Source organism: Streptomyces blattellae (genome assembly GCF_009709555.1).
GTDB classification, from domain to species: Bacteria; Actinomycetota; Actinomycetes; order Streptomycetales; family Streptomycetaceae; genus Streptomyces; species Streptomyces blattellae.
Genome location: NZ_WJBG01000253.1, coordinates 1 through 16,120, shown reverse-complemented (window position 1 = coordinate 16,120; position 16,120 = coordinate 1). Strand labels below are relative to the sequence as shown.

Below are 16,120 nucleotides of genomic sequence, written 5' to 3'. Positions count from 1 at the left end.
AGAGGGGCTCTTGGGGCCCGTAGAGGCTATGTGGTGGGACTACGTGGCCGGTCTATGTGGCCGGTCTATGTGGCTGATCTATGTGGTTTAGACCAATCTAGCAGAGACGGGGTCGCGCGAAAATGAACCCATGGTGAGGACCGAGGAGACCGGTGACCAGCCGACGGTGAAGGGCAGGCCGCGTGGCCGCCCCCGTTCCTTCGACCGGGAGACCGCGCTGGAGAAGGCGATCATGGCCTTCTGGGAACACGGCTACGAGGCGACGTCCGTCTCCGACCTGACCCGCGCGATGGGCATCGGCACCCCGAGCCTGTACGCGGCGTTCGGCGACAAGCAGGCGCTGTTCGCGGAGGTCGTCAGCGCGTACGGCACGCGGTACGGCTCCTTCAGTGACCGCGCCCTCGCCGAGGAACCCACCGCTCGGGCCGCCGTCGCGCGCGTGCTGCGGGAAGCCGCCGCCGAGTACACAGCCGTCGGCCGGCCGCACGGCTGCCTCGTCGTCCACGCGGCCATCAACTGCTCCAGCCCCGCGGTGGAGGCGTCCCTGCGCGAGCGCCGCAATGCCGGCATCGCCGCCTTCGAGCGCCGTATCAGAGCGGGCGTCGCCGCAGGCGAACTGCCGGCCGACACCGACGCCGCGTCGCTCGCCCGGCACACCGGGGCGATGCTCCAGGGCATGTCCCAGCAGGCGCGCGACGGCGCGAGCCGGGAGGAACTGGAGTCGCTCGCGGAAATTGCCATGACCATCTGGCCCCGCGCGTAGCCCGGGCGGGTTAGGCTGCGAAGCGCCAACAACGCACAGGGTCCAACAACAAACAGCTCTCGATGCATGGACACCTCGTAGTGGTCTAGTCCACAATGGGGGTAGGGAAACCCGCGTGCGTATCAAGCACAGCGCGCTTCAACAGAGCCTCCGTCTTCCCCGCACAGGAAGGCGGACCGAGGAACCGGAGCTCTCTGCCCTGACTGCCCCGGCTCCTCATCCTTCGGCCGACCGGGACCGCACACCCCGCGGCCGATGTTGCTCCGGGCTGCGGTGCCGGGAGGGCTGAGGGTCCCTCTCAGGCGCCGCGGCCCGCGGGTGTCTTCGAGGCCCTTGAAAGAAGGCAGCGATGACGGCTCGCGCATTTCAGAGCCGTACAAACCGCCAGGTACGCTCGCACACGTGCCCTCCATGAACGAACTGGTCCGCCAGCACACCGCCCTCGGCGACTCCGACCTTGAGTGGCTGCATCTGCTGGTCTCGGAGTGGCAGCTGCTCTCCGACCTCTCCTTCGCCGACCTCGTCCTGTGGGTCCCCACCCGCGACGGCACCCGCTATGTCTCCGTCGCCCAGATGCGCCCCAACACCGGCCCCACCTCCTACCAGGACGACATGGTCGGCCACCTCGTCCCGCGCGGCCGTCGCCCCATGCTGGACGCCGCCCACGACGAGGCCCGTATCGTGCGCGAGGGCGACCCCGAGTGGCGGGAGGAGGTGCCGGTCCGGGTCGAGTCCATTCCGGTACGACGGGAAGGGCGCGTCCTCGGTGTCATCGCGCGCAACACCAACCTCCTGACCGTCCGCACCCCGAGCCGCCTGGAACTGACGTATCTGCAGAGCGCGTCGGACCTGGCGCAGATGATCGCGGCGGGCTCGTTCCCGTTCCCGAACCAGCAGATGGACATGGACGCCGCCCCGCGCGTCGGCGACGGCCTGATCCGGCTCGACGCGGACGGCATCGTCCAGTACGCCTCCCCGAACGCGCTCTCCGCCTACCACCGCATGGGCCTCGCCGCCGACCTCGTCGGCTGCCACCTCGGCAAGATCACCGCCGAACTCGCCCCGTCCCGCGGGCCGGTGGACGAGGCGCTCGCCAAGGTGGCCAGCGGATGGGCGCCGCGCGAGTTCGAGATCGAGGCCCACGACGGGGTGATCCAGTTCCGCACGATCCCGCTCAAACCCAAGGGCACCCGCATCGGTTCGCTGGTCCTGCTCCGCGATGTCACCGAACTGCGCCGTCGCGAACGCGAATTGATCACCAAGGACGCCACCATCCGGGAGATCCACCACCGGGTGAAGAACAACCTCCAGACCGTGGCGGCCCTGCTCCGCCTCCAGGCCCGCCGGATCGAGTCCGACCGCGGGCGCGAGGCCCTCGAAGAGGCGGTACGGCGGGTCGGGTCGATCGCGATCGTGCACGAGACGCTCTCCCAGAACCTGGACGAGCGCGTCGAGTTCGACGAGATCGCGGACCGGGTCCTGGCGATGGTCGCCGAGATCTCGCCGGGCAAGGTCAACGGCCGGCGCACCGGACGCTTCGGCATCCTGGACGCCGAGGTCGCCACGCCGCTGTCGATGGTCCTGACCGAGATCCTCCAGAACGCCCTCGAACACGGCTTCCGCGAAGGAGACACGGGCACGGTCGAGGTCTCGGCCGTCCGCGGCGGTACGACGAAGGAGGCCCGCCTGCTGGTCACGGTCCAGGACGACGGGGTCGGCCTGCCCGAGGGCTTCGACCCGCAGACCGCGGGGAACCTCGGCCTGCAGATCGTACGGACGCTGGTGGAGGGCGAGTTGGGCGGTACGTTCGACATGGTGCCGGCGCCGGAGCGGGGCACTCAGGTGATCCTTGACATCCCGGTGCGGTCGAACAAGTAACGGATGCCCATAGCGGATGCCCTTAGCGGGTGCGCACAGCAAAGAGCCCCGGACCTCAAGTGGTCCGGGGCCAGTGCTCGTTGCGATGGGGTACCCCGTGCCCTGGAGGCGGTGGGGAGCATCGGGGGTACTGCGCGCTGCGGCTCGGGGGCGGGAGATGCGTACTCGCTGTACGCGCCGCCAAGCTCAGGCTGTTAGCGGGGCGGGTGTGTCAGGCGGAGGCCTGACGGGCCCGGTTGCGGGCGGCGCGGCGCTTCATGGCGCGGCGCTCGTCCTCGCTGAGACCACCCCAGACGCCGGAGTCCTGACCGGACTCAAGCGCCCACTGCAGGCACTGCTCCATGACGGGGCAGCGGCGGCAGACGGCCTTGGCTTCCTCGATCTGCAGCAGCGCAGGACCGGTGTTGCCGATGGGGAAGAACAGCTCGGGGTCTTCCTCGCGGCAAACGGCGTTGTGACGCCAGTCCATGGCTGCTACCTCTCCTTGGTATTACGTGCTGATTGCTTGTGAATGTGAACGCTTTCACGAATCCCTCAACAAGTGAAGGGCCGACCGTCAGGTTTCCCTGGCGTGGGTCCTGTGGATTGAAGAGGGGTTCCGGTGATCTGTGGAGGCCGGTTCTGCGGGCCGTCCCGATCGCCACGTAGAGACTCGCAAACCTCAGCGGCGGATACAACCCCTTCCGGAAAGTTTTTTTTGATTCCTCGGTGTCGACTAGGTCACAGCCGTACTTCCATGGGGTGGACCCTGGCCTAAACGTTCGAGTGAAAGGACTTTAGCCCCTTCTGCTCACACAATCACACGCAGTGCACGGCGTACGCCTGTGAACGTCACGCTGGTACGCAGTCCGAGGTGGTCGCCGTCCATCTGGAGGGGGAGCGGCGCCTTCGATTGCAAGGTGAAGTGGTCTAGGTCGTGCAGGCCCACCGCATGCTTGCCATGGGGTCCGCGCTCGGGGGACGAATTAAGCAACTGCGTGCCATACCGGGCGACCGCGGGCATGGACAGCCGGCTCAGACCGAATACGTCGAGCCCTGTATCGAACGATGCCTTAGGCGACGCATACATCGGGCGATTGCCCAGAAACGTCCACGGAGCGGTGTTCGAGACTATGGACACCACCAGATCGGTCACCGGCTCCTCGCCGGCCCGCTCCAGCGTGATCGAACCATGTCTCCGGCTGGGCTCACCCAGCAGCTGACGGACGACCTGGCGGACGTAGAGAGCGTGTGTGGATTTCTTGCCCATTTCCCGTTGCTGCTCGACCCGGCCGACGACACCGCCGTCGAAGCCGAGCCCCGCGTTGAAGGTGAACCAGCGGGCCGGGACGGCCTCGTCCTCGGTGCCCGGTGTGCCTGAGGCGAGTCCGAGTCCGACCACGCGTTCGCTCGTGTCGCGCAGTGCGTCCAGTACGGCGCCGGTGGCCTCCACGGCGTCGTTCGGCAGACCCAGGGCGCGGGCGAAGACATTGGTCGAGCCGCCGGGGACGACGGCGAGGCGGGGGAGGTGGTCCGGGTCGGGGCCGGCGTGCAGCAGGCCGTTGACGACCTCGTTGACCGTGCCGTCGCCGCCGAGGGCCACGACGAGATCGATGTCGTCGCTCTGCGCGGCCTGCCGGCCCAGGTCGCGTCCGTGCCCGCGGTACTCGGTGGTGACCGCCTCCAGCTTCATCTCGCTGGCGAGCGCATGGATCAGGACATCGCGCGTACGTGCGCTTGTGGTGGTTGCCGCCGGATTGACCACGAGAAGTGCACGCATGCGTTGCAGCGTACCTACTGGGTGGTACCGGGCCCAGCCCAGGTCGGGATCTGGTGAGAGATCCTGGCCACGGGGGCGGACAAGGCGAGGGCTACTCTTCAGGGGTGAGCAGTAAGCCGACCTCCCCTTCGAACCCTTCGAACCCTTCGGGAACCGCCCCGGAAGCCGCAGAACCCCGCCCCCGGCGCCTGACCTGTGCGGCAGCCCTGGCCGGTCTGGAGGGGCTCGCCCTGTTCGTCGGCGGTGTCTGGATCCTCGTCCTCGGGATCACTGGGGACCCGGACGACCGGCAGCAGGCCGTCACCGGCGGCGTCACCGTGATCGTGCTCGCGCTGCTGCCGCTGCTGGCCGCCCGCGGACTGCTCGCCCGGCGCAGCTGGAGCCGCGGACCCGCCGTCATCACGCAGCTGTTGGCGCTGCCGGTGGCCTACAACCTGCTCCAGGCCGACAGCGCGGCCATTCCCGGCGGTATCGCCCTCGCCGTGGTGGCGGTGGCGGCGCTGGTGCTTTTGGTGAACGCCGAGACGACCCGGGCCCTCGGGATCCAGGGGCCCGGGAACGCGTCCCAGTAGTAGGCGTTCTCGCAACAGGCGTTCTCGCAGTAGGCCCTACTCCTCCACGAGGAGCTTCTCCCGCAGCTGTGCCAGCGTCCGCGCCAGCAGCCGCGACACGTGCATCTGTGAGATGCCGACCTCCTGCGCGATCTGCGACTGGGTCATGTTGCCGAAGAAGCGCAGCAGGAGGATGCGCTTCTCGCGCGGCGGGAGGTCCTCCAGGAGCGGCTTGAGCGACTCGCGGTACTCGACACCCTCCAGCGCCTCGTCCTCGGCGCCCAGTGTGTCCGCCACCGCCGGCGACTCGTCGTCCGTGTCCGGGACATCCAGGGAGAGCGTGGAGTACGCGTTGGCCGACTCCAGGCCTTCCAGGACCTCCTCCTCCGAGATGGCCAGCTTCTCGGCCAGCTCATGAACCGTGGGGGAGCGGCCGTGCTGCTGCGAGAGCTCCGCCGTGGCCGTGGTCAGCGCGAGACGCAGCTCCTGCAGCCGGCGCGGGACGCGCACCGCCCAGCCCTTGTCGCGGAAGTGCCGCTTGATCTCGCCGACGACCGTCGGGGTCGCGTACGTCGAGAACTCGACGCCGCGGTCCGGGTCGAAGCGGTCGACCGACTTGATCAGGCCGATGGTGGCGACCTGCGTCAGGTCGTCCAGCGGCTCGCCGCGGTTGCGGAAGCGGCGCGCGAGGTGCTCGACGAGCGGCAGGTGCATGCGGACCAGCTGGTTGCGCAGCTCGGCGTACTCCGCGCTGCCGTCCTCCAGCTTGCGCAGCTCGACGAACATGGCGCGCGCCCCGCTGCGGTCCTGAGGGTCGTGCTGTGTGGCCTGCACGCTTGCCACGCTCAGCTGATCGTCTCGCTCGTGCTCGCTCATCGTCCCGCCCGTCGCCCTTCCCCGAGCAGCCGCCCCTTCCCGGACCGGGGAGACCCCGATCCGAGATTCCAGGGGCGCGCTCTGCACGGCACCTTCCCGATCCCGCTGCCCGTCGTCCAGGAAGCCGGCCGCCACCAAGTCGTCGGCGTCGTCCTCCGGATGTGGCCGGGCCTGATCGGGGATGCCGTCGATGCCGTCAGCCATGCGTCGTGCACCGGTCGGACCGCTTGTGCCCTCGGCCGGCAGCTCCCGTGTGCCGCGCTCTTCGTCCCGCACCGGCCCGTCCCCGTCCTTCACGCCGGCCCGGGTCCCGCGCCGCGCTGTTTGTAGAGGCTGATCGAAACGGTCTTGTCGTCGTCCACCGCGGAGGAGACCTTGCCCGCCAGGGCGGACAGGACGGTCCAGGCGAAGGTGTCGCGCGCGGGGGCGTGACCGTCCGTGGTCGGAGCCGAGACGGTGACTTCGAGCGAGTCGTCGACAAGGCGGAAGACACAGCTGAGCACCGAGCCGGGCACGGCCTGCTGGAGCAGGATCGCGCAGGCCTCGTCCACCGCGATGCGCAGGTCCTCGATCTCGTCGAGGGTGAAGTCCAAACGGGCCGCGAGGCCGGCCGTGGCCGTACGCAGCACCGACAGGTAGGCACCCGCGGCCGGCAGCCGGACTTCCACGAAGTCCTGGGTCGCGGGCTCGCCTGCGATCTGGGACACCCTCACCTCCAAGGTGGTACAAGCTTTTCGGGGCCGAGGGTCGCCCCCCGGGTTACGCGATGTGTGGTTCAGCGGTGACGCTACCGCGCTCTCACGTTTCCTGTCCCCGGGACCCCAACCCCTTGCTGTCACTCATAGTAAACATACGGATACGCTCCGTGGCTAGGGGGTCTGCGGGCCCAATTGGGAAGAGCGGGCGCCGGGTTGACGTACCCACACGTCACTCGGTCGAACCGTCCGAGTCAGCGGGCGGATACGTCGCATACAGCCTCACACAAGTACATGGTCGACGAAGCACCAGCGCCAGTGTTCACCGGGCTCGTGGGTCCGCATGATGGGATGCCCCGAGTCCTTGTGGTGCTCCGCCGCGTGCCTCCCGGGCGAGGAGTCGCAACAGCCGACATGACCGCAGGTCAGGCACAGCCGCAGCTGCACGGGGTGCTGGCCGTCCGCCAGGCACTCCGGACAGGTGTCGCTCAGGGGTTTGGGTTCCGGGTGCGGCAGCGCGTCGGCGTGCGTGCACTGTTTCATGATTGCCAGATTACGACGGGCGCGCGGGTGATCGCGCGGAATGGCGAGGGCGGGAACGATGGATGTGATGCCACTGCTGCTGCTCGTGGCGGGGAGCGCCACCGTCGCCGCGGCAGCCCGGCGTACCCCGGTGCCGGCTCCGCTGTTGCTGGTCGCAACCGGTCTGGCGGTCTCGTACGTCCCGGGAGTGCCCGACTACACGCTCGACCCCGACATCGTCCTGCCGCTCGTCCTGCCCCCGCTGCTGCACTCGGCGGCCACCGAGAGCTCGTACCTCGATCTGCGTGCGCAAATGCGGCCCGTGGCGCTGCTGTCGGTCGGGTACGTGCTCTTCGCGACCTTCGTCGTCGGCTGGGCGGCCTATGTGATCGTCCCGGATCTGCCGCTGACCGCGGCGCTGGTGCTCGGCGCGGTGGTGGCGCCGCCGGACGCGGTGGCGGCGACGGCGATCGCGCGCCGGGTGGGGCTGCCGTCCCGGATCACCACGATTCTCCAGGGCGAGTCCCTGGTGAACGACGCCACCGCGATCACCGCCTACCGGGTGGCCCTCGCCGCCGCGGTCGGGGAGGGCGCCACCTGGGCGGGCGGGATCGCCGAGTTCGTGGTCGCGGCGGTCGGCGGCGTCGGCATCGGGCTGGTGCTGATGGTGCCGATCCACTGGCTGCGCACCCACGTCAAGGAGGCGCTGCTGCAGAACACGCTCTCCCTGATGATCCCCTTCGTCGCCTATGCGGCCGCCGAGCAGGTGCACGCCTCCGGAGTCCTCGCTGTCGTGGTCGTCGCCCTCTACCTCGGGCATCGTGCCTGGGAGGTCGACTTCGCGACCCGCCTCCAGGAGGACGCGGTCTGGAAGATGGTGGCCTTCGTCCTGGAGTCGTCGGTGTTCGCGCTGATCGGGCTGCAGCTGCCGGTCGTTCTTGAGGGGCTCGGGGAGTACGAGGGTGCGGAGGCCGTCTGGTACGCGGTGGCTGTCTTCCTGGTCGTCGTCGCAGCCCGGTTCGTGTGGGTGTACCCGCTGAGCTTCCTGATGCGCATGGTGCTGGCGCGCACGAGTGTGCATCACGACTACCCCGCGTGGAAGGGGTCGTTCATCATCTCCTGGGCCGGAATGCGAGGCGTGGTCTCGCTGGCGATCGCTTTCTCGATCCCGATGACGGTGGACGACGGCGGACCCTTCCCCGAGCGCAACCTCATCCTCTTCCTGACCTTCACGACGGTCATCGGGACGCTGGTCCTGCAGGGCGTCACGCTGCCCCCGCTGATCCGTATGCTCAAGCTGCCCGGCAGGGACGCACAGGCCGAGACGCTGGCCGAGGCGAACGCCCAGGCGCAGGCCTCCCGAGCGGCCGAGCGCCGCCTGGACGAACTCCTCTCCGACGAACGCAACGCGCTGCCCGGGCCCCTCGCCGACCGCCTCCGCACCGTTCTGGAGCGCCGCCGCAACGCCGTCTGGGAACGCCTCGGCTCGGTCAACCCCGTCACCGGGGAAACGGCCGACGACACCTACCGCCGGCTGTCCCGCGAGATGATCGGCGCGGAACGCGCGATGTTCGTCAGGCTGCGCGACGGCCGCTACATCGACGACGAGATGCTGCGGACGCTGCTGCGCAGGCTGGACCTGGAGGAGGCGGCGGCCTTCCGGGAGACGACGTAGAGACGGCACGGCGTGGACACCGCACGCCTCGGGCACGCGCGCGTGGTCAGCCGAAGGGCCGTCCCGTGACGACCGCCGCCACCGTCGCCCCGCGCGGGAAGGCGCCCTCTTCTGCGAGGGCGACGAGGGCGTACAGCAACTTCGCGACGTAGAGACGCTCGACGGGCAGGCCGTGGCGGTCCTCGAAGTCGTCGGCGAAGGCGTCCAGGGCGGGGGCGGTACGGGCGTATCCGCCGAAGTGGAAGCGTTCGTCCAGGGTCCAGGTGCCGCGGGGGCCACCGAAGGCCCGGGCCTGGAGAGCCTGGACGTCGGCGGTCAGGAAACCCCCTTTGAGCACCGGAACGCCGAGAGCGCGCTGGCCGGGAGCGAGCCCGGCGGCCACTCCGGCGAGCGTGCCGCCGGTGCCGCAGGCGACCGCGACGACGTCGGCGCGACCGCGCAGCTCCTCGCCGAGCGCCTGACAGCCTCGTACGGCAAGACGGTTGCTGCCGCCCTCCGGGACGACGTACGCGTCCTCGGCGCCCGACGCGCGCAGGACGGCCGCCAGGGTGTCGGGTTCGGTTTTGCGGCGGTACGTCGATCTGTCGACGAAGTGCAGGCGCATGCCGTCAGCCGCGCACCGGGCGAGGGAGGGGTTGAGCGGGCGGCCGGCGAGTTCCTGGCCGCGGACCACGCCGACCGTGGACAGGCCGAGCAGGCGGCCCGCGGCGGCCGTGGCGCGCAGGTGGTTGGAGTAGGCGCCGCCGAAGGTGGCGACGGTGCGTCCGGCCGCCGCGGTGAGGTTCGGCGCGAGCTTGCGCCACTTGTTGCCGGTCAACTCGGGGTGGATCAGGTCGTCGCGCTTGAGGAGCAGGCGGATGCCGTTGCGGGTGAAGCGGGCGTCCGTGACCTCCTGCACGGGTGAGGGGAGGCGGGGGTGCAGGTCGGTGAGAGGTGAGGTGTCGGGGCCGGGCACCTCGTCATTGTCGCCGCCAGGGCCTGTCCGGCGGACCAGGCCGGCTGCGGCGAACGGTGCCCGTCAGCGCGTGCCAGAGCCCGCGACGCCGGCATGATCCGCGGGACAGGACTACTTCAGCCGGTCCCGGATGCGCCGTCGCATCGACGCCATGGTGAACCCCCGTGGGTCCACCTTGCCCGGCTGCCATTCCAGGTGGCCGATGACCGAGCGCTCCGTCCAGCCGTGGTGGCGGCAGACCGCGGCGGCGGCGCGCTCGATCGCCTCCAGCTGGGCCGCGGGCCAGGGGTCCTCGCCGTCGCCGAGGTTCTCGCACTCGAAGCCGTAGAAGTGGCGGTTGCCGTCGGTGTCGGCCTCGTTGTCCGGCGGGAGCGCCTTCTCGGCGATCACCGCGCGCAGTACGTCGTCGTCGCCGAGGCCCGCGTGGTTGGCGCGGCCGTAGCCGACGAGGTGGACGGTGCCGTCCTTGGTGATCACGCCGTGGCACAGGGGCCCCGGCAGACCCTCGTAGCCGTCCCGGCACAGACCGACCGTGAACGCGCTGCCCCTGGTCACCGTGTGGTGGATCATCACGCCGTGGACCGGTCCCCACGGGCCTTTGCGGTTGCGGTTGTGATGCCGCCAGTCGCCGACCTCGACGACCTTCAAGCCTTCCGCACGCAATCTCTTCAGGAAGTTGTCCGCGGACATGGGTGGGGCCATGGCCGTCTCCTTCGCGCTGCGCGACGGCCGCAGGACGCGGTCGTCTGGTGATGGCGGTGGACAGGGCCCCATGAATGCCCAAGCGAACGGTGATCCATTCCCGCTCTTTCGTGTAATAGCACCGACACGTTCCGTGATGGAAGGCTGTGCCGTGCAGATCGATGCCCGGCGCAGATCGGCGCCGTTGCAGACCGGGAGGGCAATTCCACTATGTCGGTAGGCGAAGAGGTCCGCACCGAGCAGGACAGGCCGCAGCAGAGTCTCGGCACGGCGGCTGCGCGGAACCTGGCCACCACGACCAAGTCCGTACCCCAGATGCAGGAGATCAGCTCCCGCTGGCTGCTGCGCATGCTGCCCTGGGTGAATGTAGAAGGCGGCACATACCGAGTGAACCGCCGCCTCACGTACGCCGTGGGCGACGCCCGCGTGACGTTCGTGAAGACCGGCGACCGGGTCGAGGTCATCCCCGCGGAGCTGCGCGAACTGCCTGCCCTGCGGTCGTACGAGGACGAGGAGGTGCTCTCCGAGCTGGCCCAGCGATGCCGGCAGCAGGAGTTCGCCCCCGGCCAGGTGATCGCCGAGTTCGGCAGTCAGACCGGAGAGGTGTATCTGCTCGCGCACGGCAAGGTGGAGAAGGTCGGCACCGGGCCGTACGGCGACGACGCGGGCCTCGGAGTCCTCGCCGACGGCGCCTACTTCGGCGAACAGGCGCTGCTGGACCCGGACGCCATCTGGGAGTACACCGCCCGCGCGCTCACCGCCTGCACGGTGCTCGTCCTGTCCCGCCAGGACGTCGAGCAGGTCGCGGAGCGCGCTGACTCCCTCAGCGCGCACTTCGAGCAACTGCGCGCGATCCCCGAGCAGCGGACCAACAAGTACGGCGAGAAGGAGATCGACCTCTCGGCCGGCCACTCCGGTGAACCGGACATCCCGCACACCTTCGTCGACTACGAGGCCAGGCCCCGTGAGTACGAACTGAGCGTCGCTCAGACCGTCCTGCGCATCCACTCACGCGTGGCCGACCTCTACAACAAACCGATGAACCAGACCGAGCAGCAGCTGAGGCTGACGGTCGAGGCGCTGAAGGAGCGCCAGGAGCACGAGCTCATCAACAACCGCGAGTTCGGACTGCTCAACAACTGCGAGTACGAGCAGCGCATCCAGCCGCACGACGGCGTGCCCGGCCCGGACGACATGGACGAGCTGCTGTGCAGGCGCCGCGGCACCAAGCTGTTCCTCGCCCACCCGCGCGCGATCGCCGCGTTCGGCCGCGAGCTGAACAAGCGCGGGCTGGTGCCCGAGACCATCGACATCGGCGGCAACCGCATCCCCACCTGGCGCGGTGTCCCGGTCTTCCCGTGCAACAAGATCCCGGTCACCGACGCCCGTACGACCTCGATCATCGCGATGCGTACCGGCGAGTCCGACCAGGGCGTCGTCGGTCTGCACGCGACCGGGATCCCGGACGAGATCGAGCCGAGCCTGTCCGTGCGCTTCATGGGCATCAACGAACAGGCGGTCATCAACTACCTGGTGACGGCCTACTACTCGGCCGCGGTCCTCGTGCCGGACGCGCTCGGCGTCCTGGAGAACGTCGAGATCGGCCGCTGGTGACCCTCCCTGTCCGGACGCGGTGTCCCCGCCCGCCAGGGCGGGTACACCCTCGGGGTACGCGCACAGCCGCAGCCCAGGCGCCACCGTCCACGGCCTCTCCGAGGCGATGCCGTGGGTGAGTTCATGACGGAGACGAAGCAACGCCTCGCTGGACCAAGGCGGTTCACCGAGACACCGGAAAGGCAAGGGCCCATCGCGAAGCGGACGGACGCCGGGCCGGACCGGCTCGACGAGTACGAGGCGCCGGCGATCCTGGAGCGGGCCCGGACGTCGGTCGACCCCGAACTGCGCGCCGCCGTCGGGTCGCTGCCCGGCTCCATGCGCCGTGTCGCGCTCTACCACTTCGGGTGGGAGCACGCGGACGGCACACCGGCGGCGGGCAACGGAGGCAAGGCGATCCGTCCCGCGCTCGTCCTCACCGCAGCCGCCGCCGTAGGCGGACCGGCGGCACGAGCGGCGGCCGTGCGGGCGGCCGCGGCGGTGGAGCTGGTCCACAACTTCACCTTGCTGCACGACGATGTGATGGACCGGGACACCACCCGACGGCACCGGCCCACCGCCTGGACCGTGTTCGGCGAAGCCGACGCGATCCTCGCCGGGGACGCCCTGCAGGCGCTCGCGCTGCGGCTGCTCGCCGAGGATCCGCATCCGGCGTCCGCGGCGGCCGGGGCCCGGCTCGCGGACTGCGTCGTCGAACTGTGCGCCGGCCAGCAGGCGGACGTGGCCATGGAGCGGCGCGGCCCCGACGAGGTCGGCCTGGACGAGGTGCTCGCCATGGCCGAGGCGAAGACGGGCGCGCTGCTCGGGTGCGCCTGCGCGCTGGGCGCGCTGTATGCGGGGGCGGCGGAGGACGACGTCGAGGCACTCGACGCGTTCGGCAGGGAGGCCGGGCTCGCCTTCCAGCTCATCGACGACGTGATCGGCATATGGGGCGACCCGTGCCGCACCGGCAAGCCGGCCGGGGCGGATCTGGCCGCCCGCAAGAAGTCGCTGCCGGTGGTAGCCGCGCTGGTCTCCGGCAGCCCGGCCGCCGCCGAACTCGCCGAGCTCTACCGAGGGCCGTATCGGGAGGCCGACCTGGAGCGCACCGCACTGGCCGTGGAGCAGGCGGGCGGCCGTGACTGGGCGCAGGCCCAGGCGGCCGACCGCATGGCCCACGCCATGCGGCAGCTCTCCCGGGCGGTCCCGGACCCGGAGGCGGCGGGCGGCCTGCTCGCCCTCGCGGAGTTCGTGACGCGGCGCAGCAGTTGAGGGCGGCGCACCGCGCCGTGACACGGCGCTGAGGCTGACGCCACAGCGGCCGTCGCCCGGAAAGACCCCGGAGCCTCCGGGCCCGTGCGGCTCCTGACCCCGCACGGTCACCGGCGGCTCCGGCACGGCGGGTCCCGCGCATCCCCACGGTGCGCGGGGCCCGCCCCTTGCCGCCCAGGGACCGGCACAGCAGCGGGACAGGCTTCTGCGGCCGCACGATCAAGGCCGGTTGAGGCGAAGGGTGACACATGGGCGTGGCGATCCGGACGGCGCGCGAGGACGACCGTGACCTGGTGGTTCGGCGCCCGCGCGGCGAAGCCGCACATCGACACGCGCCCGGTGCGGTGGTTGGCGGCAGTGCCCACCGGCACCCCGGCCTCGACGTCCACCGCGCGAAACGTCAGCCCGCGCTCCCCTCCCGCGCGAGCACCTCGCCCCGGCGTGACGAGCGCGGCGTCGACGAGCGCGGCGTCGACGAGCGCGGCGTCGAAACGAGTGCGGCCCGGCGCTCCGGATTCCCGACCAACGCGGAATCCCCTCTCCCAAGAACGGCGCGGTCGTGCGGACGTACAGCAGGAAGCGCTGGAGTCCGCACCGCTCTACGCTTAAGGACATGGACAGCGAAAAACACGTCTGTCCCGTCTGCGGACAGCCCGTCGAGACGGTCGTCAAGCGCCACAAGACACTCGGCGCATGGGTTCCGGTGTGGGTGCCGGGACCGTGCCACAACCCCAAGTGCGAGGCCTACGCCGAACAGGGTCCCGGGCCCTCCGAGGAGCCCGCGAAGCGCACACCGAAGAAAACGGCCAAATAGACCTGAGGCCCATGTCGAGAAACCCCGGCCGGCTCCGACGTCCCCTGTGAGAGCCGCCCACCGGAGGGCGGCCCCGACCGAAGGAGCGGACTGATGAAGTACCTGGTGATGGTGCAGGGCTCGCAGGCGGACTACGAGGCGCTGAAGGGCCAGGGCTCCGCCCAGTCCCCGGCCTGGACCGAGCAGGACGTCCAGGCGATGTACGCCTTCATGACAGCGATCAACGACGACCTCGCCGAGACCGGCGAATTCGTCGACGGCCAGGGCCTGGCCGAGCCCGCGAAGACCCGGCACGTCAGCCTGGACGCGGACGGCAAGCCCGTGATCACCGACGGCCCCTACGGCGAGACCAAGGAGCTGCTGGCCGGCTACTGGGTCCTGGACTGCGCGAGCCTGGAGCGGGTCACGGAGATCGCCGCGAGGGTCGCACGCTGCCCCCAGCCCGCCGGGGCGCCCGAGTACCCGGTGGTGATCCGGCCCATCCAGGACGGCGCCGGAGACATCTGACCGTGAGCGAGAGCATCGAGGACCTGCTGCGCCGGTGTGCTCCGCAGGTCCTCGGCGCGCTGGTCAGACACCCCATGTCGTTTGGTGTCAAGCGGTATGGGGTTGTGCGTGGTGCGACCAGGCGGTTGCTTCGTCGTAGAGGGTGCGGGTCTTGAGGCATCCGTGGAGGATGCCGACGAGCCTGTTGCCGACCTGGCGGAGGGCAGAGTTGTAGCCGGCCTCGCGGGCTCGCTGCTTGTCGTAGTACCGGCGGGCGCCGGGTGAGGCCCGCAGGGCGGAGAACGCCTGGCGCTGAAGCGCGTCGGCGAGCCGGTTGTTGCGCACGTAGCGGGCCTGGACGGTGTGGCTCTTGCCGGAGGCCCGGGTAACGGGGCTGGTTCCGGCGTAGTTCTTGCGGGCCTTGGCGGAGCTGTAACGGGTGGGATCGTCCCCGAACTCGGCGAGCACCCGGGCGCCGGTGATCTCTCCGATGCCGGGCATGGAGAGGTAGATCTCAGCGTCCGGGTGCGCGAGAAAATGCGCCTTCACCTGCTCTTCCATCGCGGCTATCTGTTCGTTGAGGGCGATCAGGAGACGAGCATGGGCGGTCGTGGTGGCCCCGTAGGCGGCGGCCACCGGCTCGGGCAGTTCCAGGTGCTTCTCGCGCAAGGCGGCCTGGATGGCCCCGGCCTTCTGGTCCCGGTTGTGGCGTCGGGCGCGGGCCAAGATGGCGGTGATCTGGATGCGGGTGAGCCTGGCCGCCGCCTGGGGGGTGGGCGCCTTGATGAGCAGTTCCAGCGCGTCGGTGCTGGTCAGCTCCAGGCTCGCGTAGGCGTTCAGGGCTGCGGGGAAGTACTCGCGCAGCGTGTTGCGCAGTCGTTGGAAGGTGCGGGTGCGTTCCCAGATCAGGGTCTGGTGGGCGCGGGCGACGACCTTGACGGCCTGGGCCTGGTCGCTGTCGCCGGCGATGGGCCGCAGCTGGTCGCGGTCGATGCGGACCATGTCGGCCAGCGCGTGGGCGTCGCCTCTGTCGCTCTTGGCGCCGGAGGTGCTGTACCGCTCCTTGAACCGGGCGACCTGCCGAGGGTTGATCGCGTAGACCCGGTAGCCGGCCGCAAGCAGGGCCTGCACCCAGGTGCCGCGGTCCGTCTCGATCCCGACGATCACGTCGCAGGGGACGAGGTCCTCACCCGCATGCTTCGCCACAAGCTCGTGGAGCTTGGTGATACCGTCCGCGCCCTCGGGCAACCTTGCGGTCGCGAGGCGGCGGCCGGTGGTGTCCTGGACTTCGACATCGTGGTGGTCCTCGGCCCAGTCGTCGCCGATCAGCAGCAACTCATCCTCCAGGTCAGGTACTTCCCGGTCATGCAGCCCGCGGAAGACACGGCACGCGGCCTAATGGATCCAGTGCTCACGCTCAGCTCGGCGGGCACGCCACCCCATCAGCGGTCATGGCCTTCCGGCCAACCAGCAGGGGCACGGTCTGACCACAGAACTCACAGTGGTTCCGGCGACATAAGTGCTCACCTGCTGGCGGCTACGGCACCGAGTCTCTCCGACCCGGCAGCTCCCATTAGGC

The 16,120-nt window shown here is 70.0% G+C and carries 16 protein-coding genes; 8 read left to right on the top strand and 8 right to left on the bottom strand.

Features of this window, described 5'->3' with window-relative positions; genetic code table 11:
- The first annotated feature begins 130 nt into the window (after positions 1–130).
- Together GFH49_RS38405 and GFH49_RS38400 are read left to right on the top strand one after the other, a co-directional pair.
- Entirely contained in the window at positions 131–763 is a 633-nt protein-coding gene (locus tag GFH49_RS38405; protein ID WP_155060681.1) for a TetR/AcrR family transcriptional regulator, read from the top strand.
- A gap of 402 nt (positions 764–1,165) precedes the next feature.
- Positions 1,166–2,641 carry a sensor histidine kinase gene (locus GFH49_RS38400; protein ID WP_196218285.1) on the top strand — a complete coding sequence of 492 codons (1,476 nt, stop codon included), beginning with the start codon at positions 1,166–1,168 and terminating at the stop codon, positions 2,639–2,641.
- A 211-nt stretch (positions 2,642–2,852) separates the two neighbouring features.
- Here GFH49_RS38400 and GFH49_RS38395 read toward each other — a convergent pair whose 3' ends face one another.
- The gene (locus GFH49_RS38395) at positions 2,853–3,110 is read right to left on the bottom strand and encodes a WhiB family transcriptional regulator (protein ID WP_016639615.1); all 258 of its coding nucleotides are present in this window, start codon (positions 3,108–3,110) and stop codon (positions 2,853–2,855) included.
- 321 nt (positions 3,111–3,431) lie between these two features.
- Positions 3,432–4,400, bottom strand: a complete 969-nt coding sequence (locus tag GFH49_RS38390; RefSeq protein ID WP_155060680.1) for a diacylglycerol/lipid kinase family protein — start codon at positions 4,398–4,400, stop codon at positions 3,432–3,434.
- 104 nt (positions 4,401–4,504) lie between these two features.
- Between GFH49_RS38390 and GFH49_RS38385 the strand changes: the two genes are divergently transcribed.
- A complete protein-coding gene (locus tag GFH49_RS38385; RefSeq protein WP_155060679.1) occupies positions 4,505–4,972 on the top strand; it encodes a hypothetical protein in 468 nt (155 codons plus the stop codon).
- A 36-nt stretch (positions 4,973–5,008) separates the two neighbouring features.
- On the opposite strand, the gene GFH49_RS38380 is transcribed toward GFH49_RS38385, so the two are convergent.
- The 3 genes from GFH49_RS38380 to GFH49_RS38370 form a co-directional block, all read right to left on the bottom strand.
- Positions 5,009–6,124 (bottom strand): SigB/SigF/SigG family RNA polymerase sigma factor, encoded by a 1,116-nt coding sequence (locus GFH49_RS38380; protein WP_155060678.1) that lies wholly within the window; start codon positions 6,122–6,124, stop codon positions 5,009–5,011.
- Positions 6,121–6,534, bottom strand: a complete 414-nt coding sequence (locus GFH49_RS38375) for an ATP-binding protein (RefSeq protein ID WP_030784224.1) — start codon at positions 6,532–6,534, stop codon at positions 6,121–6,123. Before GFH49_RS38375 ends, GFH49_RS38380 begins: the two co-directional genes overlap by 4 nt.
- Before the next feature lie 270 nt (positions 6,535–6,804).
- A complete protein-coding gene (locus GFH49_RS38370) occupies positions 6,805–7,065 on the bottom strand; it encodes a UBP-type zinc finger domain-containing protein (protein ID WP_155060677.1) in 261 nt (86 codons plus the stop codon).
- A gap of 58 nt (positions 7,066–7,123) precedes the next feature.
- Between GFH49_RS38370 and GFH49_RS38365 the strand changes: the two genes are divergently transcribed.
- Positions 7,124–8,719, top strand: coding sequence for a Na+/H+ antiporter (locus tag GFH49_RS38365; RefSeq protein WP_155060676.1), 1,596 nt, complete (start codon positions 7,124–7,126; stop codon positions 8,717–8,719).
- A 46-nt stretch (positions 8,720–8,765) separates the two neighbouring features.
- Here the strand turns inward: GFH49_RS38365 and GFH49_RS38360 are convergent, their stop codons facing one another.
- Together GFH49_RS38360 and GFH49_RS38355 are read right to left on the bottom strand one after the other, a co-directional pair.
- Entirely contained in the window at positions 8,766–9,674 is a 909-nt protein-coding gene (locus GFH49_RS38360; protein WP_155060675.1) for a 1-aminocyclopropane-1-carboxylate deaminase/D-cysteine desulfhydrase, read from the bottom strand.
- A gap of 111 nt (positions 9,675–9,785) precedes the next feature.
- The gene (locus GFH49_RS38355; RefSeq protein ID WP_196218284.1) at positions 9,786–10,376 is read right to left on the bottom strand and encodes an N-acetylmuramoyl-L-alanine amidase; all 591 of its coding nucleotides are present in this window, start codon (positions 10,374–10,376) and stop codon (positions 9,786–9,788) included.
- Positions 10,377–10,586: 210 nt separating this feature from the next.
- Between GFH49_RS38355 and GFH49_RS38350 the strand changes: the two genes are divergently transcribed.
- The 4 genes from GFH49_RS38350 (at position 10,587) to GFH49_RS38335 (ending at position 14,562) form a co-directional block, all read left to right on the top strand.
- The gene (locus tag GFH49_RS38350) at positions 10,587–11,990 is read left to right on the top strand and encodes a family 2B encapsulin nanocompartment shell protein (RefSeq protein ID WP_155060674.1); all 1,404 of its coding nucleotides are present in this window, start codon (positions 10,587–10,589) and stop codon (positions 11,988–11,990) included.
- 111 nt (positions 11,991–12,101) lie between these two features.
- Entirely contained in the window at positions 12,102–13,241 is a 1,140-nt protein-coding gene (locus GFH49_RS38345; RefSeq protein WP_408055991.1) for a family 2 encapsulin nanocompartment cargo protein polyprenyl transferase, read from the top strand.
- Between the two features lie 613 nt (positions 13,242–13,854).
- Positions 13,855–14,055: a hypothetical protein gene (locus GFH49_RS38340; RefSeq protein ID WP_155060672.1), complete on the top strand. Its 201-nt coding sequence runs from the start codon at positions 13,855–13,857 to the stop codon at positions 14,053–14,055.
- 93 nt (positions 14,056–14,148) lie between these two features.
- On the top strand, positions 14,149–14,562 hold the full coding sequence (locus GFH49_RS38335; protein ID WP_155060671.1) for a YciI family protein: 414 nt from the start codon (positions 14,149–14,151) through the stop codon (positions 14,560–14,562).
- Between the two features lie 87 nt (positions 14,563–14,649).
- Here GFH49_RS38335 and GFH49_RS38330 read toward each other — a convergent pair whose 3' ends face one another.
- Entirely contained in the window at positions 14,650–15,876 is a 1,227-nt protein-coding gene (locus GFH49_RS38330) for an IS110 family RNA-guided transposase (RefSeq protein ID WP_155053965.1), read from the bottom strand.
- Positions 15,877–16,120: the final 244 nt, after the last annotated feature.

What these genes read in the sequence shown, in the direction of transcription:
- GFH49_RS38390 (WP_155060680.1), bottom strand. Translation starts at nt 4,400, where the DNA reads ATGCGTGCACTTCTCGTGGTCAATCCGGCGGCAACCACCACAAGCGCA.
- GFH49_RS38365 (WP_155060676.1), top strand. Translation starts at nt 7,124, where the DNA reads ATGGATGTGATGCCACTGCTGCTGCTCGTGGCGGGGAGCGCCACCGTC.
- GFH49_RS38335 (WP_155060671.1), top strand. Translation starts at nt 14,149, where the DNA reads ATGAAGTACCTGGTGATGGTGCAGGGCTCGCAGGCGGACTACGAGGCG.
- GFH49_RS38395 (WP_016639615.1), bottom strand. Translation starts at nt 3,110, where the DNA reads ATGGACTGGCGTCACAACGCCGTTTGCCGCGAGGAAGACCCCGAGCTG.
- GFH49_RS38350 (WP_155060674.1), top strand. Translation starts at nt 10,587, where the DNA reads ATGTCGGTAGGCGAAGAGGTCCGCACCGAGCAGGACAGGCCGCAGCAG.
- GFH49_RS38340 (WP_155060672.1), top strand. Translation starts at nt 13,855, where the DNA reads ATGGACAGCGAAAAACACGTCTGTCCCGTCTGCGGACAGCCCGTCGAG.
- GFH49_RS38355 (WP_196218284.1), bottom strand. Translation starts at nt 10,376, where the DNA reads ATGGCCCCACCCATGTCCGCGGACAACTTCCTGAAGAGATTGCGTGCG.
- GFH49_RS38405 (WP_155060681.1), top strand. Translation starts at nt 131, where the DNA reads ATGGTGAGGACCGAGGAGACCGGTGACCAGCCGACGGTGAAGGGCAGG.
- GFH49_RS38370 (WP_155060677.1), bottom strand. Translation starts at nt 7,065, where the DNA reads ATGAAACAGTGCACGCACGCCGACGCGCTGCCGCACCCGGAACCCAAA.